Below are 19,252 nucleotides of genomic sequence, written 5' to 3'. Positions count from 1 at the left end.
GTGAACCATGTGAGCCGGTTCCACGATGGCCAGGAGGTCCCATGTCCAGCCCGACCGTGCATCCCTTCGCCTCCCACGCGACCGACGCCGACCTCGACGACCTGCGCGCGCGACTGGCCGCCGCGCGGCTGCCGGAGGCCGAGACCGTCCACGGCGCCGGGCCCGGCCCCCGCCGATGGGACCAGGGGGTCCCCCTCGCCGACCTCGTCGATGTCGTCGACTACTGGCGCACCGGGTACGACTGGCGGTCCTTCGAGGAGCGCCTGCACCGCATCGGCCAGTTCCGCACCACCATCGACGGTCTGGGCCTGCACTTCCTGCACCGCCGGTCCACGCGCGCGGACGCCACGCCGCTGGTGATGACGCACGGCTGGCCGGGCAGCGTCGCCGAGTTCACCGACGTCGTGGACGAACTGGCCGATCCGAAGGACGCGGACGCGCCGGCGTTCCACGTCGTGGCCCCCTCGCTGCCGGGCTTCGGCTACAGCGACAGACCGGCCGCCACCGGGTGGGGGATCGAGAGGACCGCGGCCGCGTGGGTGGAGCTCATGGGAAGGCTCGGGTACCGCCGGTTCCTGGCCCACGGCGGCGACTGGGGGAGCAACGTCACCACGGTCCTCGGCGGCAGGTTCCCGGAACACGTCCTCGGCATCCACACGGCGGTGGGGCACGCGCCGCCCGGGTTGAGCACGGACGTGCTCACGGAGGCCGAGCGCGAGTGGGTCGAGGAGACCCGCGGCTTCTGGAGCCGGCGCGCGGCGTACGCGAAGCAGCAGGCGACCCGGCCGCAGACCATCGGCTACTCGCTCGTCGACTCGCCGGTCGGGCTGCTCGCCTGGATCCTCGACAAGTTCGCCGAGTGGTCGGACACCGAGGACAGCCCGTTCGAGACGATCTCCAGGGACCGGATCCTCGACAACGTCACCCTGTACTGGCTGACGCGGACCGGAGCGTCCTCGGCCCGGATCTACTACGAGAGCCACGACTCGCTCGATCCCGAACTCCGGGTCGACGTCCCGTCGGCGATCACGACCTATCCCCGCGACATCGAGAAGTACCCGCGTCCCTGGGCGCAGGAGCGCTACCGGCGGATCGTCCGGTGGAGTTCCCCCGAATCCGGGGGACACTTCCCGTCGCTGGAGGTCCCCGGGTTCTTCGTCGAGGACCTGCGGGAGGGCCTCGCGGCCGTGCTGGCCGCCCGCCGCTGAATACGCAACGTCGCCAGGCCGGCTCAGCCGACGAGTCGGGCGAGCTCCACCCGCGAGCGGATACCGAGTTTGGCGTAGATGTTGCGCAGGTGGTGGTCGACCGTGCGCGGGCTCAGGAACAGCAGCGCCGCCACCTCCCGGTTGGTGGATCCCGTCGCGACGTGGCGGGCGATCTGCAGCTGCTGCGGACTGAGCTGTCGGACGGGATCGCGCTCACCCCGGGCGGGCCTGCCGCGCGTGGCGCGCAGTTCGGCGCGCGCCTGCTCGGCCCACGGCCGCGCGCCCAGGAGCTCGAAGGTCTCCAGGGCCGCGGTCAGGTGCTCGCGCGCCCTGACCGGACCGCGTTCGCGCCGCAGGTGGGAGCCGAACAGCAGCTGCGTCCGCGCCAGTTCGAGATCGCAGTAGCCCGACGCGTGCAGGTCGACCGCGCGGACGAACAGCTCCGTGCTCTCCCGCCCCGAGCCGAGCAACGCCCGGCAGCGCAGCGCCAGGGCGCGGGCCGAGGCCTCACCGGTGGCCTCGGCCCAGCGCTCGAACGTGGCGACGGCCGCGTGCACGGCCCCGGTGCGGTCGGCACCGGGCTCGGTCGCGGCTCCGCGCATGGTCGCCTCCACCAGGTGCGGGGTGCTCAGCAGGTGCACGGCGGTGTGGCTCCGGCCGGGTCCGGCGCGGTGGAGGGAGGCCAGGCGCGAGGCGGCCTCGTCCACCCGGCCCAGGCCCAGGTCGAGCAGGGCCAGCGCCCAGGAGGCGAGCCCCGCGGGGAGGCCGAGGTCGTGGGAGTCGGCCAGGGCCAGCGCCGCGTGCGCCCGGTCCCGGCAGACCTCCTCCTCGCCGTGGATCGCGGCCAGCAGGGCGAGCCCGGCGCGGTGGTGGCCCGCACAGTTGTCCTGCCCGGTGGCCTCGGCGAGCCGCAGCCCCTCGGTGGCGCAGGACTCGGCGAGGGAGAGCCGGCCGAGCCAGAGTTCGGCGTAGGTGAGGAACTCCAGGGCCCGCGGGACGAGGGAGGTCGCGCCGGTGCGCCGCGCGTGGTCCGCCGCCCGGCCCGCGAGGGCGGACGCCCCCAGGTTGTCGCCGCACAGCAGCCCGGCGATACCGCCGAGGAGGAGGTGCTGGGGGTCGTCGGTGCCGTCGGCCGCCGCCGTCACGCGGCGCAGGGCGGCCACACCCTCGGTGTGTCGGCCCTGGAAGAGGGCGGCCTTGCCCGCCATGTAGTCGAGGAGCAGGCGGTCCTGGGGCCGGTGGCCGCTCCCGTGCAGGGCGAGCGCCCGCTCGGCGGTGGCGAAGTAGCGGGTGTGGTCGCCGGACAGGCAGCAGGCCTCCCCGGCCTGGTGGAGGGCGCGCAGCGCCAGGGCGCTGTCGTGGTGGGGCCGGTGGTCGGCGAAGCTCCGCAGGCGCTGGAAGGCGGCGATGGCCACACCGGAGCGCAGCTCCATGTCGGCGCGCACGAGTTCGACGTGGTCGCGCACGGGTCCGGCGGCCTCTCCCAGGGCGGGGAGTTCGTCGCCGACGCGGTCCAGGAGCCGCAGGGTGCGGCGGTGGTTGCCGGACAGCCAGGCCGCGCGAGCCGACTCCGCCAGGCGCGTGGCGCGGGCGGCGGCGACCGGCGTCAGGTCGGCGGCGCGCTCGAACAGGACCGAGGCGGGTGCGTGCCCGCGCCGCCCCATCCGTTCCCGGGCGGCCAGGCACAGCTCCGCCGCGGTGGTCTCGTCCGGGTCCGTGCGGGCGGCGGCCCGGTGCCAGGCGGCGTCGGCGGGGGAGTGCCGGGCCAGGGCCGCGTGGGCGGCGTGCCGTTCCGGCGCGGGAAGGCCGTGGTAGAGGGCGGGCCCGACCAGGGGGTGGGCCAGCGTGATGCGTCCGGCGTCCCGGCGGACCAGCCCGGCGTCCGCGGCCGGTCCCCACCACGGGGCCGGATCGTCCTCCTCCCGCGCGGATCCGGGACGTGCGGCCGGGACCGGGGCGGGCGTCCCGGAGGCGGCCGCCAGCCTCAACAGCCGGTGGCGGACCGACGCGTGCAGCCGGCGGGCCCGGCGCGTGTAGGCGTCGGTGAGGTCGCCGTGTGAGCGGGGCGGGCGGCCCAGATCGGTGGCTCCGGAACGCTCGTCCGGGCCGGCGGCGGCCAGGAGTTCGAGTGCGGCCCCCGGATTGCCCCGCGCGAGCCGGGCGAGTTCGGCTCGCACGGCCTCGGCCGGAGGATCGGGCGCCGCGGCCGCGTCGATCAGTCGTCCGGTGCTCTCCCGGTCCAGCGGGCGCAGGTCCAGGACGGGGACGCCGCCGGGTGCCTCGTAGGACCCGGACGCGGCGGACAGGAGGGCGGCCACGCCCTCGTCGGCGAGCCGCCGCCCGGCGAAGGCGAGGACCTCTCGGGAGGGCGCGTCCAGCAGGTGCACGTCGTCGACGCAGATGAGGACGGGGTGCTCCGCGGCGATCTCGGTGATCAGCCCCAGGGCCGCCACCGACACCAGGAAGGGTCGGTCCGTGCGGCCGTACTCCAGGGACCGCTGGAGGGCGTCGCGTTGGGCGGCGGGCAGGCGCGGCAGGTACGGCATGGCCGGGCGCAGCAGCTGGTGCAGGCCGGCGAGGGCCAGGTGGCGCTCCGCGGGGGTGGCGTGCGCGGCCAGCACGGTGAAGTCGGGGGCCTCCGCCCGGGTGTGGGCGAGCAGCGCGGACCGACCGGACCCTGGTTCGCCGCGGACCAGCAGGATCCGGCTCCGGCCGGAGCGGGCGGCCCGCAGCAGGTCGCGGGTGGCGGCGAGTTCCTGGTCACGCCCGTACAGGGGTGCGACGCGTGTGGAGGGGGGCACGCGGGTCACGGAAAAGAAGTTACCCGCGAGTTAAAGAGCTGTAAAGGGACCGGCGATTCAGCCGATGCGCTTCCTGTGACGCGGGGCACACACTCGAGCTCCCCCACCCCCTGCGGAGTCACCATGAAACGCTCGTTCGCGCTCCTGTGCGGTCTCGCGCTCGCCGCGTCCCTGTCCCTCGCCTCGGCCGTGCCGGCCGCCGCCGCCCAGCCCGCCCCGATCATCTTCGTGCACGGTTTCGCCGGCAAGGGCGAACAGTGGTCGACCATGCGGGCGAGCCTGGTCGAGTCGGGCTACCCCGCCGACCGGCTGCACGTGTTCTCCTATGACTGGCTGCGCTCGAACCGGACCATCGCCGACCGGCTGTCCGCCTACACCGACGACGTCCGCGGCCGGCACGGCGCCGACCGCGTCCACCTGGTCTCCCACTCCATGGGCGGGCTGTCCACGCGCTGGTACATCAAGCACCTGGGCGGCGACCGGACGGTCGACCAGTGGATCTCCATCGGCGGCCCCAACAACGGCACGGACATCGCGAACCTGTGCACGTCGCTCATCACGCCGTGCGCGGAGATGCGGCACGGGTCGCGCTTCCTGACCGAACTCAACAGCGGCGACCCCACGCCGGGGCCGGTCGGCTACACGACCTTCCGCTCGCCCTGCGACCTGGTCATCTCGCCCTACGACAGCACGTCCCTGGACGGCGCGGACAACATCCGGACCGGATGCGTCGAACACATCTCCCTCATGTGGAACTCCGAGGTCATCGACGGCGTGCGCGCGACCCTCGGCTGACGAGGGGGCGCCGCGGCTTCGGAACCGCGCGTGATGCGGGGGCGGCGTTCCCACCGGGAGCGTCGCCCCCTCGGTGCGTCCGCCGCCCCGTGCCCGGCCACCGGAGGAGCCATGGCCTACCATGGCGGGCCGTCCGCACCGATCGTCGCCGGGACTCCCCGACGCCCCGACGCCGCGCAGCGCCGCGTACCGACGCCGCGCAGTGCCGGGTCGGCGCGCGCCGTCACGAAGGAGAACACCACCCATGACCGGCCGCATCCTCCTGCTCGGCGCCACCGGCTACACCGGCGGCCTCGTCCTCGACGCCCTCCTGCGACGCGGAGCGCGACCGACCGTGGCCGGACGCGACGACGCCGCCGTGGGCGCTCTCGCCGAACGGTCCGGCGGACTCGACCACGCCGTCGTCGACGCCGCCGACCCCGCGGGCCTGCGCGCACACCTGCGCCCCGGCGACGTCCTCGTCACCACCGTCGGTCCCTTCGAGCGCCACGGGCACCACGTCGCCCGGGCGGCCGCCGACGTCGGCGCGCACTACGTCGACTCCACCGGTGAGGTCGGCTTCGTCCGCGCCCTGCACGACCGGTACCACCGGCGCGCCCGCGAGACCGGCTCGGTCATGCTGCCGGCCTTCGGTTACGACTACGTCCCCGGCATCCTCGCCGGAACCCTCGCCGCCCTGCGCGCGGGCGGCGCCGCCCGCGCGCTCGACATCGGCTACTTCGCCACCGGACCGCTCCGGAACGGGACGAGCCGGGGCACCCGCGTCACCATGCGCGACGGCCTGGCCCTCCCGTCCGCGCGTCGGCACCGGCACCGGCTGGTCGAGGAACGCACCGCCTCCCGCGTGCGCGCCTTCACCGTCGGCGGACGCCGCAGGTCTGCGTTCCTGGTCTCCGGCAGCGAAGTGCTCTTCCTGCCCCAGACCAGCCCGGAGCTGAGCGACATCACGGTCTACAACGGCTGGTTCTCCGCGCTCAGCCGCCCGATCTCCCTGTTGTCCGCCGCCACCGACGCGGTGACGCGGCTGCCCGGGGGCCGCGGGCTGACCGAACGCCTGACCCGCCCGCTCGCCGGCGGCCCGCCCGGCGGCCCCGACGCCACCCGGCGCGCACGCGTGCGCAGCCACGTCGTCGCCGTCGCCTCGACCGGTGCCCCGGCGAGCATGCCGCTCGCCGAGGTCCACGTCGAGGGCCCCGACCCGTACGGCCTCACCGGCGAACTCATGGCCTGGGCCGCCCAGCGCCTCACCCGCGAGACCGCCACCCCCGGGGTCGTCGGACCCGTCGACGCCTTCGGCCTCGACGTCTTCCGCGAGGCCTGCGCCGAGATCGGACTCGGCCCGGTCTGACCGGTTTCGGGTCGTGGTCCCCGGGCGGCGGGTCAGACCACGGCGAGCCGGTCCACCAGCAGCTCCACCCTGCTTTCGGTGTCCTCCGGCGGGAGGCGTCGCGCCCGGGTCAGGGTGGCCAGCCCGTGCAGGGCCGCCCAGAACACCTCCGTGAACAGTTCCGCGTGGACGCCGTCACCGGCGACCTCGCCGAGGTTCTCCAGTAGGGCGGAGAAGGCGTCCTTCAGCGGCTCGGGGGTGTCCTCGTGCGCGAACGCCAAGCCGCCGTCGAGCCGGAACATGGCGTCGTAGACCGCCGGGTTGTGCTCGGCGAAGTCGAGGTAGGCGCGGGCCAGGGCGGTGACCCGCGCGCGGGGGCCGTCCGCGGCGGAGGCCGCGGCCCGCGCCGCCACGGCCATCTCGGCGGCACCCTCCAGGGCGACCGCGCCGATGATCTCGCGCTTGCCGCGGAAGTGGCTGTAGAGGACGGGCTGGCTGTACTCGATGCGCTCGGCGAGCCGGCGCGTGGTGACCGCGTCCCAGCCCTGCGCCTCGGCGAGTTCGCGCGCCGTGGCCACGATGAGGCGCTCACGGTCCGCCCGTTCGCGCTCCTTGCGTTCCTGTACCGACATGATCAGATTCTAGCACCGCTAGACAAGCGAGCGGCAGTAGGTCTAGCGTTGCCTCATCCACTAGCAGCGCTAGATCCCTGGAGGGGCAGCCATGCTCAACGCGCTCGAGATCGTCACCACCGTGCTCGTCGGCCTGATGGTGGGGGTGGAGCTCTCCGTCGCCTTCGTCCTCAACCGGATCCTCGACGCGCTCCCCGAGGACAGCGGCCAACTCGGCCGCGCCCACGGGGGCCGGATGCTCGGCGCCCTGATGCCGGTCTGGTACATCACCTCGCTCGCCCTCACCGCCGTCTGGGCCGTCGCGGTGTGGCGGCACGACGGTGCCGGCCTGGTCGTCACCGCCGGCGCGCTGCTGGTCCTCAGTGTGCTGATGTCGGTCCTGCTGCTCGTCCCGATCAACAACCGGGGCAGGACGTGGACCCCCGAGAACCGGCCCGCGGACTGGAAGGAGCAGATGAAGCGCTGGGACCGCTACCACTACGTCCGCGTCGCCGTCATCATCGCGGCCTTCACCCTGCTGGTCGCCGCCCTCGCCTGAGTCCGCGGGAGGGCGTGCGGTGGGCACCCGCCCGTGGGCCGGCACCCCGCGCCCGCCGAGGGCGTGGATCGGAGGCACCGGCGGGCGAGGCGGACAACGGGACTGGGAGGATGCGGTCATGGAGCGGATACTGAGTCGGCGGGAAGCGTCCGAGGCGGTCCAGGAGCACGGATGGCGCTACCTGCTGGGCACCCTGCAAGCATCGGTCCCGGTCGGGACACTGGCTCAGGCGGTCGGTCTGGCGGCGGACGCCGTCGCGGTGTGCGGCGACGACGCCGATCGCCATCTCCGGGTCGATGCGCGTCCCGATCGGGTCGTCCTCACTCTGCAGTCGTCGCACTGTGCGTCGGTGACCACCCGGGACGTCGAACTCGCGCGTCGGATCGCCGCCGCCGCCGACACGTCCGGATTTCTGCCGGAGCCCGGAATCGGAACCGGGGCACCACGGTCCGTCCAGATTCTGGAGATCGCGATCGACGCCCTGAGCATCGCCGAGATCCGGCCGTTCTGGAAAGCGGTGTTGGGCTATGCCGACGAGGCGGGCGCCGAAGGACCGGAGGGTCCGCTCGTCGACCCGGTCGGGCAGGGCCCGGCCCTCTGGTTCCAGCGGATGGACCGTGCGCGCCCGCAGCGCAATCGCCTCCACATCGACATCAGCGTTCCGCACGACGAGGCACCCCGACGGGTCGAAGCCGCACTGACGGCCGGGGGCCGGCTCGTGTCCGCGGCCCGTGCCCCCGCCTTCTGGGTGCTCGCCGACCCGGAGGGCAATGAAGCCTGTGTCACCACGTGGCAGGGCAGGGGCGGCTGAGACCCTGCACGTACACGGGCGCGGGGCGGTGCGCAGGGGCTTGCACCTTCCGTAGCGGCATGTGGTCTGGTGGACCCACGTCCTGGTCCCTCGAGGAGAGGTCCCCGCTCATGCCTTCGTCCTTCATGCCGCCCCGCAAGGTCAGGATCGGTGACGCGGCGGCCTTCGCCGGCACCACGCCACGGGCGATCCGCCACTACCACGAGATCGGCTTGCTCCCCGAACCCGAGCGGGGCGGCGACGACCGCCGTCGCTACGGGTACGAGGACATGATCCGTCTGCTGTGGATCCGCAGGACGGCCGACGCAGGGATCGCCCTGAACGACATCCGCGACGCGTTCACCACCGGTACGACTTCCGCCGGCGCCGATGGCGGAGACGGCATCGCGGGCCTCCTGGAGCGGTTGGAGCAAACCCTCGCCGAGCGGGAGGCCGAACTGCGGCGGCAGCGGACCGCCGTGCGGCGGATGCGCACCGAGGGCAGCCGGACGGGCCTGCTCTCCGACGTCGTCACCGAACGCCTCAGGAGCCTGCCCGAGGACTCCCTGCGTCAGGCCGACCTGGACGCTCTGCTGGTCACCGAGCGGATCCTCGGTCCGCTCGGCGCGGCCGTCCAGGCCACCCGCTTCGTCGTCCTGGCCACGCATCCCACTCTGCGGGAGGAATCCGACCGCGTCGATGACGCCGAGGAGGCGCTCGACGACAGCGTCGCCGTCGATGATCTACGGGTGGCTCGGGTGGCCGCCGAACGGCACGCCTTCGAAAGCGCGCTGCGGGCCGTCATCGAGGAGTCCGGACTGGGGGAGGACGACGATGCCCTCTTCGACGTCGGGGACACTGCGCATCCTGCGCCCGCCGACGGCGGCGAGGGCGGGGCCGGACTCGGCTCCGGCAGGTGGGAGGCAGGTTCCATGAGCGCGTTCGAAGCCATCGGCACGATGCCCTACGACTTCTCCCCGGCCCGCCTCCGCTGCATGGAACTGGCCGAAGAACTGTCCGCCCAGGACTCACCCGCTACCCAGGACTCATCCGCAGCCCAGGACACGGTCTAGCTAGTCGGACTCTCCGTGCGGGGAGCCCGGAGTGCCGGGCTCCCCGGTGTCATCGGCGACGCCGGTGCCGCTCTGCGCCAGCCAGTCCTCCCAGGAGCGCTGCCAGTAGCCCCACCCGTTGTCGACTTCGAGCTCGCGGTCGGTTCCGGTGACGACCAGCGGGTCGCCCATGTACGAGTTCTCGTAGAACCACCTGGCGTCGTCGGTGGCCAGATTGGGGCACCCGTGGCTGAGGTTGGCCTCGCCGAGCCGGTCGTTCCACGGCGCGGCGTGCGTGAACTCGCCGCTGTCGGAGAAGCGGACGGCGTACTGGACCTCGAGCTCGTAGCCCTCGGGGTCGTCGACCGGGACGCCCACGGTGGAGGAGTCCATGACCAGGTCCTCGTACTTCTCCATGGTCAGGTGCACACCGCTGGTGGTGGTGTAGCGCTCGACGTCGGCCTTGCCGATGCTGGTGGGGAAGTCCTGGACCTGCTCCCCGTCGCGTTCGACGGTCATGCGCTTGGTGTCGCTGTCGATGGTGCTGATCTGGGACCGGCCGACCGTGAAGTCGAGCCGGTGGTTCTCGATGCCGTAGACGCCCTCGCTCGCCTGGACACCGGCCAGCCGCAGGTTGACGCTCACGTTCTGGTTCGGCTGCCAGTACTCCTCCGGGCGGAAGACCGCGGTCCGGTCGCCGAACCAGTTCCAGGCACCCCGGACCGGCTCGTCGGAGAGCACCTCCATGGCCGACTCCACCCGCGCCTTGTTCTGCACGGGCAGGTCGAAGTCGATGATGACGGGCATGCCGACGCCGACGGTCTGGCCGCTGATGGGGAAGTTCGACTGGAGCTCCAGACGTTGCCCCGGGGTCGCGGCGAGCGTGGAGAACGCGTGGGTGACCTCGGTCCGCTCCCCGTCGTCGGTCTCGGCGGTGGCGGTCACCGTGATGTCGGCGCCGGGAACCAGCGTCCAGTCGCTGGTCCACTCGGTCTCGTCCTCGTTGAGGGACCCGGTCATCTCGTCGGCGCCGGTGCCCTCCAGCCCGGCCGTCACGACCTGGACCTCGGTGAGGGTGCCGCCCTCGGCCTCGACGACGACGGGCAGGTCGGGGCGGACGTCGGAGGCGCCGTCCTCCGGGGTGATGCGCACGGTGACCGGCTCGGCGGTCGCCTGCGGCTCCTCGCTCGGCTCCGGAGGAGGGTCGGTTCGGGGCGTCGAGCACGCGGTGGCGCCCAGCAGGCCGAAGGCGAGGAGACCGAGGACGACGCGTCTCCTCGGATCGGCAGGGGTGGTGTCCATGGTCGTGGCTGCTCCGTCTGCGGTTCGGAGACCTCTGGAGTGCGGGTGCACCCGGGACGAGGTCGAGGCGGTGGGGAGGGCGGCGGTGTGCCCGCGCTCGCGGTGCGGCGGCGCCGTGCGCGTATCGGGCGGGCGCGACCGGACTAGACCCGGCGGACGCAGAGCGAGACGAGCAGTCGTGTCCCGCTCCAGGGAACGGCCGCGGTCCCGGAGGGCCGCCACGAGAGCGCGTGGGCGGCCGGTGCCCGCAGCAGGGCGGTCGCGGTGGCCAGACCCGGCAGCACGGCCCCCGCGACGCCGGACGTCCGCTGGTCGGCGCTCGCGCCGGCGTCCGACGGGCACGGATGGTCCGGTGCGGCGGTGCCGCCGGTGTGCGGAGCACCGTCCTCCACCGACGCCGGTCCCGCTGCGGCGACGGTGCCCTCGGCCTGCGACGCCGAGGCGGAGTCCACGGCGCCGACGGAGCAGAAGAGGTGGGCGGCGAACACCAGAGACAACAGCAAGGCCCCTGTTACGGGGCCCCATCGCCGCTTCCCGAGCATCGCCAACACGGGACAAATCCTACCCAACGGGTCCCGCGACGCGGTCTGTTCCGTCGTCGGCTCCCAATGCGACCGGGTCGCGGGTGCGGTCGGGAGGGTCCCGGCGAACGGGAGCGGGCCCTGCCGCGAGACAGGGAGTGGAACACCCGGCGCCCCTGGGCGATGATGGAAGCCGTCCGCCGGGACACCCGTGCCCGCACCCGACCGACCTCCGCCCGCTCCGCCCGAACCGGGACCTGTCATGGCACTGACCGCGCTCGTCCTCTATCTGCTCGGCCTCCTCCTCGCCTTCGGTATGCGCACGCTGGCCGCCTGGCGACGCACCGGTGACACCGGGTTCAGGCGCCCGGACACCACCGCCTTCACCGCCTCCTGGTGGGGGAGTGTGCTCTTCGTCGGCGCGCTCCTCCTGGGCCTGGCCGCCCCCGTGGCCGGCCTGCTGGACCTGGCCACGGTCGCCGTGCCCACGGGCGTGGGGGCCGCCGGGCCGGCCCTCATGCTGCTCGGCCTGGCCCTGGTGCTCGTCTCGCAGAGCGTGATGGGCGCCTCCTGGCGCGTCGGAGTGGACGAGGGCGAGCGCACGGCACTGGTCACGCACAGTGTCTTCGCGCTCGCGCGCAACCCGATCTTCACCGGCATGGGTGTCCTGCTCCTCGGGCAGGTCCTCGCGGTGCCCTCGGTTCTGTCGGCGCTCGCCCTCCTGGTGTTCGCCGCCGCCGTCCAGGTGCAGGTCCGCGCCATCGAGGAGCCCTACCTCGCGCGGACGCACGGCACCGCCTACCTCCGTTACTCTGCACGCACCGGTCGGTTCCTGCCCGGGATCGGCCGGCTCGCCGTCGACGACACCACCACGGAGGAGCCCCGGTGAGCGGCTGCTGCAATCCGAGCGACCACGACCCCACCCCCGAGGAGGGGCGCCTCGGCCGGATCGCGCTGGCCGTCATCCTCACGGCCGGAGCGGCGACCCTGGCCACCGTGGGCGTCCTCATCCTGGGGTGAACGAGCCGACGGGGGCCGGTCCGGCGGGACGGCGTCCGCTCCGGTGAGGAACCCGCTTCCGCGGTAGCCGCCGCAGGCCCCGGCGGAGCCACCGCTACAGTTCCCTGCATGGACGGGCACACCGACACACGGAGACAGCGCACCATCGCGGTGCCGCTGATCTTCCTGGTGGTCCTGTGCTTCCTGTGCGCACTGTGCCACAGCGCCGCCCCGCAGTCCGCCTCCGCCGCCGCGACCACTCCGGCGGTCGACTGCCCTGAACAGGCATCGGAACAGGCGGACGCGTCCGCGTCCGTCCCGGCCGACGCTCCTGCGCGGGGCCTCACGCACGCGTGCCAGGCGACCGAGGGGCACGGGCTGCCCACCGCCGCACCCCTGTTCCTCTTCGCGCTCGGTGCCGTCCTCACCTTCGTGCTGCTGTCGGCGCCACGGCCGGGACCGGTGCTCCGGCCCCGCCGGCCGGAGACGGCCGTCCCGCACGGGAGCGGACTGCTGACACTGCTCTGCGTCCAACGGGTCTAGAACACGGTCATCCGCCGCCCTTCCCGCACCACGTGCGGGGAGGGCGGCCCACGCCCGCCCACCGGGCGCGGCCACGCCCCCATGACCGTTGTCGAGCGCCGCACCGCGCGCTCCCCACCCCAGGACGTCCACATGAGCAAGAACCTCGGTATCACCCTCGGCCTGATCATGGTCGCCGTCATCGGAGCCGGACTCCTCATGGCCGTCAACGGCCGCGACAGCACCACCGGTCCTCAGGCCGCCCCGACCGCCCCCACCGGCCAGGCCCCCACGACCCCGCCCGCCACGCCCACCGCACCGGCGGAACTGCTCGTCCGCGAGGACAGCCGCTACCTCGACCAGGTCGAGGAGTCACCGGTGACGGTCGTGGAGTTCCTCGACTTCGAGTGCGAGGCCTGCCGTGCCCAGTTCCCCGTCATGGAGCAGATCCGCGAGGACTACGACGGACGGATCAACATGGTCATCCGCTACTTCCCCCTGCCCGGACACACCAGCTCCGAGCCCGCCGCGGCGGCGGTGGAGGCCGCCGCCCAGCAGGGCGCGCTGGAGGAGATGTACGCCCGGATGTACGAGACCCAGGCCGAGTGGGGCGAGTCCCGCGAGCCCCGGACCGACGTGTTCGTCGGCTTCGCCGAGGACCTGGACCTGGACATGGACGAATTCGTGGCGACCATGGAGTCCGCCGAAACCCAGGAGCGGGTGGCGTCCGACTTCGAGGACGGCGTCGCCCTCGGCGTCCAGGGCACCCCGACGATCTTCGTCAACGGGCGGGTCGCCCCGAGCATGCCCACCTACGAGGTGCTCTCGTCGATGATCGACGCGGAGCTGGAGGAATGAGCGACCGCACCGCCGACCAGGCCGGCGCCCGCTCCACCGAACCGGCCGGCGACCAGTCGACCGACCACACCACCGCGAGCGAAGCCGGGGCCGCGCCTCCGGGGGCCGACGCCGCCGTCATCGGCCGCGCCCTGCCGTGGCTGCTCACCGCGGGCGGCGCCATCGGACTCCTCGCGGCGGCGGCCCTGCTGGTCGAGAAGATCAGGGTGCTGGCCGACCCCGGACACGTGCCCGTGTGCAGCGTCAATCCGGTGCTGTCCTGCGGCACCGTCATGGCCACCCCGCAGGCCGAGGCCTTGGGGATCCCGAACCCGGTCATCGGCGTCGCGTGTTTCGCCGTGGTCACCACCGTCGGCGCCGCGCTCCTGGCGGGCGCCCGGTTCCGGCGCTGGTTCTGGCTCGGGCTCCAGGCGGGCGTGCTGTTCGGGGCGGTGTTCGTGCACTGGCTGATCTTCCAGAGCCTGTACCGCATCGGCGCGCTGTGCCCGTACTGCATGGTCGTGTGGGCGGTGACGATCCCGCTGTTCTGGTACGTCACCCTGCACAACGTGCGCTCGGCCCACGTGCCCGTCGCCCTGTGGCTGCGGCGTCCGGCGCGGACACTGGCCCGCAACCACACCGTCGTGCTCACCGTGTGGGCGCTGGTGATCGTCGGCCTGGTCGGCCAGGCGTTCTGGACCTACTGGTCCACACTGCTGTAGCCACCGCGGGCGGGGCCGGAGACCCGGTGGCCGGGTCGGGACGCACAGGGACGTGGCCCGATCCGGCCACCGGCACACCGGCGAACCCCTGTCGGGGGTGGCCCGGACGGTGGACAATGCCCTCATGCGATGGCTGTGGACGTGGATCCTGGGTTCGGTGGCGCTCGTGCTCGCGGCGGCCTGGGTTCTGCCCCGGCTCCTGCCGGAGCTGGGCCTGGGGCTCGACGAGCTCAACCAGTTGGCGGGGATCGCCTCCCTGGCCGTGGCGGTGGCGACCGGAGCCGTCACGGTGTGGACGGTGCGCCACCCGCCCGCCGCCGACGACCGCGGCACCCCCGCGCAGGGCGGCGGGGCGAGCACTCCCGCGGCCGGGGGCGGGACGGGCACCGCGGGGGAGCACATCGACTTCTCCGGCGGTACCTTCCACGGCCCGGTGACCGGAAAGGTCGAGTACCACCACGACCGCCCCGACACCCCCGGGCGGCCCTAGCGCCCGCGCGGCGGATACGAGCCCCGCGACGGGCCCTGTCGGCAGCACGCAAGCGCATGACCTCGGACGACACGCCACGCCGCCGGGCGCGGGTTACGGGTTCCCTGACGGAGGATCGGTGAAGATGACGCCGTGGGGCTCACGAGTCCCATGATTCGCTTCCGGCCGGCTCCGCAGGAACGAGAGGTGAGATCTGTGGCCACCGATGACGGAGGACAGGATCGTCAGGACGGTGCCGCGCATGCGGAGATGCCGGCGGACCTGGAGAGCACCGAGCCCGGACGGAGCCGGCTCAAACCGGCGGTGTTCATCGGCTCGGCGATCCTGATCCTCGCGCTCTCGATCTGGGCGATCATCACTCCGACGGGCGCCGAGTACGTCATCGGCGCCGTCGTGGGGTGGATCAGCCGGGTGTTCGGCTGGTACTACTTCCTCGCCGCGACCCTCTACCTGGGGTTCGTCGTCTTCGTCGCCATCTCCCGCTACGGCACCATCAAGCTCGGCCCCCAGCACTCCCGGCCGGACTACGGCGTGTTCGCTTGGGCCGCCATGCTGTTCGCGGCGGGGATCGGCATCGACCTGATGTTCTTCTCCGTGGCCGGGCCGGTCACCCACTACCTGGCCCCGCCCGAGGGCGACGCGCAGACCGTCGAGGCGGCACGGCAGGCCGTGGTGTGGACCCTCTTCCACTACGGCATCACCGGGTGGGCGATGTACGCGCTGATGGGCATGGCCCTCGGCTACTTCTCGTTCCGCTACCACCTGCCCCTGGCGATCCGCTCGGCCCTGTACCCGCTGATCGGCAAGCGCATCCACGGCCGCATCGGTGACGCGGTCGACCTGGCGGCCATCATCGGCACGATCTTCGGCATCTCCGTGTCGCTGGGCATCGGCGTCGTCCAGCTCAACTACGGGCTGAACTTCCTGTTCGGCATCCCCGAGGGGACGGCGGCGCAGATCGGCCTGATCGTCATCGCGGTGCTCGTGGCCACGGTATCGGCCGTGGCGGGCGTCGACCGGGGCATCCGGCGGCTGTCGGAGATCAACGTCGTGCTCGCCATCGTCCTGATGCTGTACGTGCTGGTCTTCGAGGACCCGATCCAACTGCTCAACGCCCTCGTGCTGAACATCGGCGACTACGTCAGCCGGTTCCCCTCGATGACGCTGAACACCTTCGCCTACGACCCGCCGGTCGACTGGCTCAACGACTGGACGCTGTTCTTCTGGGCCTGGTGGGTCGCCTGGGCGCCCTTCGTCGGGCTCTTCCTGGCCCGGATCTCGCGCGGGCGCACCATCCGGCAGTTCGTGACGGCGACGCTGGTGGTCCCGCTGCTGTACACGCTGACCTTCCTGTCGGTCTTCGGCAACAGCGCCCTGAGCATCGTCCGCCAGGGCAACGTCGAGTTCGGGCAGCTCGCCATGAACGAACCCGAGCGGGGCTTCTACACCCTGCTCGCGGAGTACCCGGGCGTGCTGTTCAGCGCCGGGCTCGCGACGGTCGTCGGCCTGCTCCTCTACGTCACCTCCGCCGACTCGGGCGCCCTGGTCATGGGCAACCTCAGCTCCTACCTGCCGACTCCGGTCACCGACGCGCCGGCGTGGCTGCGCATCTTCTGGGCGGCGGCGACCGGCCTGCTCACGCTCGCCATGCTCCTGGTCGGCGGGCTGGACGCGCTGACCAGCGCGACCATCATCATGGGGCTGCCGTTCTCGTTCGTCATGCTCCTGATCATCTGGGGGCTGTACAAGGCGCTGAGGGTCGAGCGGTTCCGGCAGGACGCGTTCCGGACGACCCTGTCGTCCTCGCTGTCGGACCGGACCGCGGTCGACCGCCGGGGCACGGAGCGCAACTGGCGCCAGCGGATCGCGCGGGCGGTGAGCTTCTCCGGCAAGCGCGCGGCGACCAGGTTCGTCCGCGAGGTGTGCCGTCCCGCGTTCGAGGACGTCGCCGAGGGGCTGCGCGACCAGGGCGCGGAGGCGGCGGTCAGCGAGGGGATCGACGAGGAGGCGGGGATCCCGCACCTGGACCTGAAGGTGCCGATGGGCTCCGAGGAGGACTTCACCTACCGGGTGTGGCCGATCGTGGTCCCCACCCCGGCGTTCGCCATGCGCTCGCTCGCCGAGCACGACACCTACGTGCGCTTCGAGGTCTACCTCACCGAGGGCAGCCAGGGCTACGACGTGATGGGCTACACCAAGGAGCAGCTCATCGGGAACATCCTCGACGAGTACGAGCGGCACCTGGAGTTCCTGCGCCTGCACCGGGAGGCACAGGCCCGCTCGGCCATGCCCGACCACGGGCCCGGGACGGCCGACGTCCAGCCGGCGGACGAGACCTGAGCCCGCGGCACGCCCCGGTCCACCGCCGCGCCCCGGTCCACCCGAGCGCCCCGGCGCCCGACCCGTCGGCCCCGGTCAGGCGGAGGCGCCGGAGCGCAGGGACTCCCGGTAGGTCCGCGCCGTGGCCATCAGGCCGTCGAGCGCGTCCCGCGTGCGCACCAGCTCGGCGATGTGCTCGGTGAGGCGGTCGCGCTCCTGTTCCATGCGCGCCATCGCCGCCTCGGAGTTGTGCTCGCTGGGCGCGTCGACGCAGGGCAGCAGTTCGGCGACGGTGCGGCTGGAGAGCCCGGCGGCGTACAGCCGCTGGATGAAGCCGACGCGTTCGACGTCGGCGTCGACGTAGTGCCGCTGTCCGCTGGCACTGCGGGTGCTGGCCAGCAGGCCCTGTTCCTCGTAGTAGCGCAGGGAGCGGACGCTCACCCCCGTCCGTGACGCGAGCTCTCCGATGCGCACGGCTTCCCCCTCCGGACACGGCCACGGTGCTGCCTATGACCTGCGGCACAACGCTTGCCTCTCACACCAATGTCAGGTTTTAGCGTAGTCGACGTGCCCGGCCGGGGCGCACCTTCCACCGAGGAGACCTGACGTGACGAGCTTGTTCGAGCGATACCAGCTGGGGAACCTGACCCTGCCCAACCGGGTGGTGATGGCGCCGATGACCCGTGTGCGCGCCGCCGCGGGCGGGCTGGCCACCCCGTCCATGGCGACGTACTACGCCCAGCGCGCGACCGCGGGACTGATCGTGTCCGAGGGGGTGCAGCCGAGCCTGGTGGGACAGTCCAACCCGGGCACGCCGGGGCTGCACACCGACGAACAGGTCGCCTCCTGGACACCGGTCACCGAGGCGGTGCACGCCAACGGCGGGCGGATCTTCGCCCAGATCATGCACGGCGGGCGCGTCTCCCACCCCGACACCACGGGCCACCAGCCGGTCGGCCCGTCGGCCGTGCCCGCCGTCGGGGACGTGTTCACCCCGACCGGGCCCCAGCCCGCGCCGATGCCGCGCGCGCTGGAGGAGGCCGAGATCCCCGAGCACATCGGGTCCTACGCGGCGGCCGCCCGCCGCGCCGTCGCCGCCGGGTTCGACGGAGTGGAACTGCACGGCGCCAACGGCTACATGATCTCCCAGTTCCTGTCCTCCAACGCCAACCTGCGCACGGACTCCTACGGGGGCTCGGTGGCCGACCGGATCCGCTTCGCCGTCGAGGCCATGGCGGCCACCGTCGACGCCGTCGGCGGGGACCGCACGGGCATCCGCCTGTCCCCGGGCGGGACGTTCTGGGGCGTCGAGGAGACGGAGGTCCGCGAGCTCTACACCGCTCTGCTGACCGAGCTGGCCCGGATCGGACCCGCCTACGTCCACCTGGAGGCCACCGCCGACGAGGACCTGCTCCTGGAGCTGCGCCGCGTCTGGCCGGGCACCCTCATCATGAACCCGACCCTGCCGATGGGCCCGAAGCAGGCCGGCCGGGACGACGCCGACCACTGGCTCGGGCAGGGCGCCGACCTGATCAGCTTCGGCCGCTCCTTCATCTCCAACCCCGACCTGGTCGAGCGGTTCCGCGCCGGCCTGCCGATCGCCCCGGTGGACGAGGCCGCCTACTACCAGGGCGGCGACCGGGGCTACGTGACCTTCCCCGCGTACCAGCACAGCGCCTAGCACCGGGACCGGACCGGGGCGGCGACCGACGCCGACGAGGTTTCTCGCCGGGGCCCGGGTGGGGAACGGGAACACGCGCTAACGTGTCTGGTCCACGTGCGGCCCGACGCGGCCGCCCACCCCTCGTCGTGTGAGGAGCAGGTGCAGGCGCGATGGACGAGAGCTCTTCGCTGGCCGAGCAGGCCGCCACCACCCTGGTCCGCTCGATGGCCTCCGACGACGCCCCGGTGTGGCAGGTGGTCCTCGAACGGTTCGCGGCCCTGTTCGGCAGGGCCGGGCACGTGGCCGCGGCCGAGCTGGAGCGCTCGCGCGACGAGGTCGTCGCGCGGCCGGACCTGGCGGTCGAGGCGGCGGGGGAGTGGAAGCCCAAGCTCCGCCGCCTGGTGGCGGCCGACCCCGGGGCGGCCGCACGGCTGCGCGCGCTCCTGCGGGACCTGGACGACGACCGCCCGCGGCGGGACGCGACCAACCGCATCGACGGAGGGGTGGCGGGGATCGCCATCCAGGCGGGCACGATCCACGGCGGCGTCAACAGGTACGACGGCGACCACGTCGACTTCTCCGGCGGCACCTTCCACGACAGGGTCGTCGGCAAGGAGGAACACCACCACGAGAGGACCCGGGCCGACGGGCCCGGGGACGCGGGAGAGCGTCCCTGATCCGTGCCCCTGGGGCGCGGGTCCGAGGCTGCGCCCGGAGGCCCGGCTTCAGTACGC

The 19,252-nt window shown here is 73.1% G+C and carries 20 protein-coding genes; 15 read left to right on the top strand and 5 right to left on the bottom strand.

Translation table 11 applies throughout. The annotated features are described in order from the left end of the window. Positions 1–41: 41 nt before the first annotated feature. Positions 42–1,208: an epoxide hydrolase family protein gene (locus HNR10_RS02455; RefSeq protein ID WP_179820520.1), complete on the top strand. Its 1,167-nt coding sequence runs from the start codon at positions 42–44 to the stop codon at positions 1,206–1,208. A gap of 23 nt (positions 1,209–1,231) precedes the next feature. Here HNR10_RS02455 and HNR10_RS02450 read toward each other — a convergent pair whose 3' ends face one another. Continuing rightward, complete coding sequence (locus HNR10_RS02450) at positions 1,232–4,018, bottom strand: helix-turn-helix transcriptional regulator (RefSeq protein WP_179820518.1); 2,787 nt, start codon at positions 4,016–4,018, stop codon at positions 1,232–1,234. A gap of 114 nt (positions 4,019–4,132) precedes the next feature. On the opposite strand from HNR10_RS02450, the gene HNR10_RS02445 reads away from it, so the two are divergent. Beyond that, positions 4,133–4,804 carry an esterase/lipase family protein gene (locus HNR10_RS02445; RefSeq protein ID WP_179820516.1) on the top strand — a complete coding sequence of 224 codons (672 nt, stop codon included), beginning with the start codon at positions 4,133–4,135 and terminating at the stop codon, positions 4,802–4,804. A gap of 244 nt (positions 4,805–5,048) precedes the next feature. Continuing rightward, positions 5,049–6,152 (top strand): saccharopine dehydrogenase family protein, encoded by a 1,104-nt coding sequence (locus tag HNR10_RS02440; RefSeq protein ID WP_179820515.1) that lies wholly within the window; start codon positions 5,049–5,051, stop codon positions 6,150–6,152. 32 nt (positions 6,153–6,184) lie between these two features. On the opposite strand, the gene HNR10_RS02435 is transcribed toward HNR10_RS02440, so the two are convergent. Continuing rightward, the gene (locus tag HNR10_RS02435) at positions 6,185–6,763 is read right to left on the bottom strand and encodes a TetR/AcrR family transcriptional regulator (protein ID WP_179820513.1); all 579 of its coding nucleotides are present in this window, start codon (positions 6,761–6,763) and stop codon (positions 6,185–6,187) included. Positions 6,764–6,854: 91 nt separating this feature from the next. On the opposite strand from HNR10_RS02435, the gene HNR10_RS02430 reads away from it, so the two are divergent. The 3 genes from HNR10_RS02430 (at position 6,855) to HNR10_RS02420 (ending at position 9,164) form a co-directional block, all read left to right on the top strand. After that, the gene (locus HNR10_RS02430) at positions 6,855–7,301 is read left to right on the top strand and encodes a DUF1772 domain-containing protein (RefSeq protein ID WP_179820511.1); all 447 of its coding nucleotides are present in this window, start codon (positions 6,855–6,857) and stop codon (positions 7,299–7,301) included. Positions 7,302–7,419: 118 nt separating this feature from the next. Further along, entirely contained in the window at positions 7,420–8,112 is a 693-nt protein-coding gene (locus tag HNR10_RS02425) for a VOC family protein (protein WP_179820510.1), read from the top strand. Positions 8,113–8,222: 110 nt separating this feature from the next. Then, a complete protein-coding gene (locus HNR10_RS02420) occupies positions 8,223–9,164 on the top strand; it encodes a MerR family transcriptional regulator (protein WP_179820508.1) in 942 nt (313 codons plus the stop codon). On the opposite strand, the gene HNR10_RS02415 is transcribed toward HNR10_RS02420, so the two are convergent. Both HNR10_RS02415 and HNR10_RS02410 read right to left on the bottom strand, forming a co-directional pair. Further along, the gene (locus tag HNR10_RS02415; protein ID WP_179820506.1) at positions 9,165–10,445 is read right to left on the bottom strand and encodes a L,D-transpeptidase; all 1,281 of its coding nucleotides are present in this window, start codon (positions 10,443–10,445) and stop codon (positions 9,165–9,167) included. 143 nt (positions 10,446–10,588) lie between these two features. Beyond that, entirely contained in the window at positions 10,589–10,942 is a 354-nt protein-coding gene (locus HNR10_RS02410) for a hypothetical protein (protein ID WP_179820505.1), read from the bottom strand. Between the two features lie 286 nt (positions 10,943–11,228). Here HNR10_RS02410 and HNR10_RS02405 point away from each other — a divergent pair, with 286 nt between their 5' ends. The 7 genes from HNR10_RS02405 to betT all read left to right on the top strand — a co-directional run bounded on the left by HNR10_RS02405 (position 11,229) and on the right by betT (position 16,876). Continuing rightward, entirely contained in the window at positions 11,229–11,855 is a 627-nt protein-coding gene (locus HNR10_RS02405; RefSeq protein ID WP_179820503.1) for a methyltransferase family protein, read from the top strand. Continuing rightward, positions 11,852–11,986 carry a hypothetical protein gene (locus tag HNR10_RS31640; protein WP_281390080.1) on the top strand — a complete coding sequence of 45 codons (135 nt, stop codon included), beginning with the start codon at positions 11,852–11,854 and terminating at the stop codon, positions 11,984–11,986. Before HNR10_RS02405 ends, HNR10_RS31640 begins: the two co-directional genes overlap by 4 nt. Before the next feature lie 108 nt (positions 11,987–12,094). Then, a complete protein-coding gene (locus tag HNR10_RS02400) occupies positions 12,095–12,508 on the top strand; it encodes a hypothetical protein (protein WP_179820502.1) in 414 nt (137 codons plus the stop codon). A 132-nt stretch (positions 12,509–12,640) separates the two neighbouring features. Continuing rightward, positions 12,641–13,345, top strand: coding sequence for a DsbA family protein (locus tag HNR10_RS02395; protein ID WP_179820500.1), 705 nt, complete (start codon positions 12,641–12,643; stop codon positions 13,343–13,345). After that, positions 13,342–14,046, top strand: coding sequence for a vitamin K epoxide reductase family protein (locus tag HNR10_RS02390; RefSeq protein ID WP_179820499.1), 705 nt, complete (start codon positions 13,342–13,344; stop codon positions 14,044–14,046). The genes HNR10_RS02395 and HNR10_RS02390 overlap by 4 nt, the downstream gene beginning before the upstream one ends. Positions 14,047–14,170: 124 nt before the next feature. Next, complete coding sequence (locus HNR10_RS02385; RefSeq protein WP_179820497.1) at positions 14,171–14,536, top strand: hypothetical protein; 366 nt, start codon at positions 14,171–14,173, stop codon at positions 14,534–14,536. Between the two features lie 249 nt (positions 14,537–14,785). Next, positions 14,786–16,876, top strand: a complete 2,091-nt coding sequence (gene betT / locus HNR10_RS02380) for a choline BCCT transporter BetT (protein ID WP_179829477.1) — start codon at positions 14,786–14,788, stop codon at positions 16,874–16,876. 75 nt (positions 16,877–16,951) lie between these two features. Here the strand turns inward: betT and HNR10_RS02375 are convergent, their stop codons facing one another. Next, the gene (locus HNR10_RS02375; protein WP_179820495.1) at positions 16,952–17,329 is read right to left on the bottom strand and encodes a MerR family transcriptional regulator; all 378 of its coding nucleotides are present in this window, start codon (positions 17,327–17,329) and stop codon (positions 16,952–16,954) included. 133 nt (positions 17,330–17,462) lie between these two features. Here HNR10_RS02375 and HNR10_RS02370 point away from each other — a divergent pair, with 133 nt between their 5' ends. After that, the gene (locus HNR10_RS02370) at positions 17,463–18,536 is read left to right on the top strand and encodes an alkene reductase (protein ID WP_179820494.1); all 1,074 of its coding nucleotides are present in this window, start codon (positions 17,463–17,465) and stop codon (positions 18,534–18,536) included. Positions 18,537–18,688: 152 nt separating this feature from the next. Next, entirely contained in the window at positions 18,689–19,195 is a 507-nt protein-coding gene (locus tag HNR10_RS02365; RefSeq protein ID WP_179820492.1) for a hypothetical protein, read from the top strand. Positions 19,196–19,252 lie beyond the last annotated feature (57 nt).

Source organism: Nocardiopsis aegyptia (genome assembly GCF_013410755.1).
GTDB classification, from domain to species: domain Bacteria; phylum Actinomycetota; class Actinomycetes; order Streptosporangiales; family Streptosporangiaceae; genus Nocardiopsis; species Nocardiopsis aegyptia.
This window is presented reverse-complemented; position numbering and strand designations above follow the sequence as displayed.

Bases quoted from the DNA above. Each gene is read 5' to 3' on its own strand.
- HNR10_RS02455 (WP_179820520.1), top strand. From the start codon at position 42: ATGTCCAGCCCGACCGTGCATCCCTTCGCCTCCCACGCGACCGACGCC.
- HNR10_RS02445 (WP_179820516.1), top strand. From the start codon at position 4,133: ATGAAACGCTCGTTCGCGCTCCTGTGCGGTCTCGCGCTCGCCGCGTCC.
- HNR10_RS02440 (WP_179820515.1), top strand. From the start codon at position 5,049: ATGACCGGCCGCATCCTCCTGCTCGGCGCCACCGGCTACACCGGCGGC.
- HNR10_RS02435 (WP_179820513.1), bottom strand. From the start codon at position 6,763: ATGTCGGTACAGGAACGCAAGGAGCGCGAACGGGCGGACCGTGAGCGC.
- HNR10_RS02430 (WP_179820511.1), top strand. From the start codon at position 6,855: ATGCTCAACGCGCTCGAGATCGTCACCACCGTGCTCGTCGGCCTGATG.
- HNR10_RS02425 (WP_179820510.1), top strand. From the start codon at position 7,420: ATGGAGCGGATACTGAGTCGGCGGGAAGCGTCCGAGGCGGTCCAGGAG.
- HNR10_RS02420 (WP_179820508.1), top strand. From the start codon at position 8,223: ATGCCTTCGTCCTTCATGCCGCCCCGCAAGGTCAGGATCGGTGACGCG.
- HNR10_RS02415 (WP_179820506.1), bottom strand. From the start codon at position 10,445: ATGGACACCACCCCTGCCGATCCGAGGAGACGCGTCGTCCTCGGTCTC.
- HNR10_RS02405 (WP_179820503.1), top strand. From the start codon at position 11,229: ATGGCACTGACCGCGCTCGTCCTCTATCTGCTCGGCCTCCTCCTCGCC.
- HNR10_RS02400 (WP_179820502.1), top strand. From the start codon at position 12,095: ATGGACGGGCACACCGACACACGGAGACAGCGCACCATCGCGGTGCCG.
- HNR10_RS02395 (WP_179820500.1), top strand. From the start codon at position 12,641: ATGAGCAAGAACCTCGGTATCACCCTCGGCCTGATCATGGTCGCCGTC.
- HNR10_RS02390 (WP_179820499.1), top strand. From the start codon at position 13,342: ATGAGCGACCGCACCGCCGACCAGGCCGGCGCCCGCTCCACCGAACCG.
- HNR10_RS02385 (WP_179820497.1), top strand. From the start codon at position 14,171: ATGCGATGGCTGTGGACGTGGATCCTGGGTTCGGTGGCGCTCGTGCTC.
- betT (WP_179829477.1), top strand. From the start codon at position 14,786: ATGCCGGCGGACCTGGAGAGCACCGAGCCCGGACGGAGCCGGCTCAAA.
- HNR10_RS02365 (WP_179820492.1), top strand. From the start codon at position 18,689: ATGGACGAGAGCTCTTCGCTGGCCGAGCAGGCCGCCACCACCCTGGTC.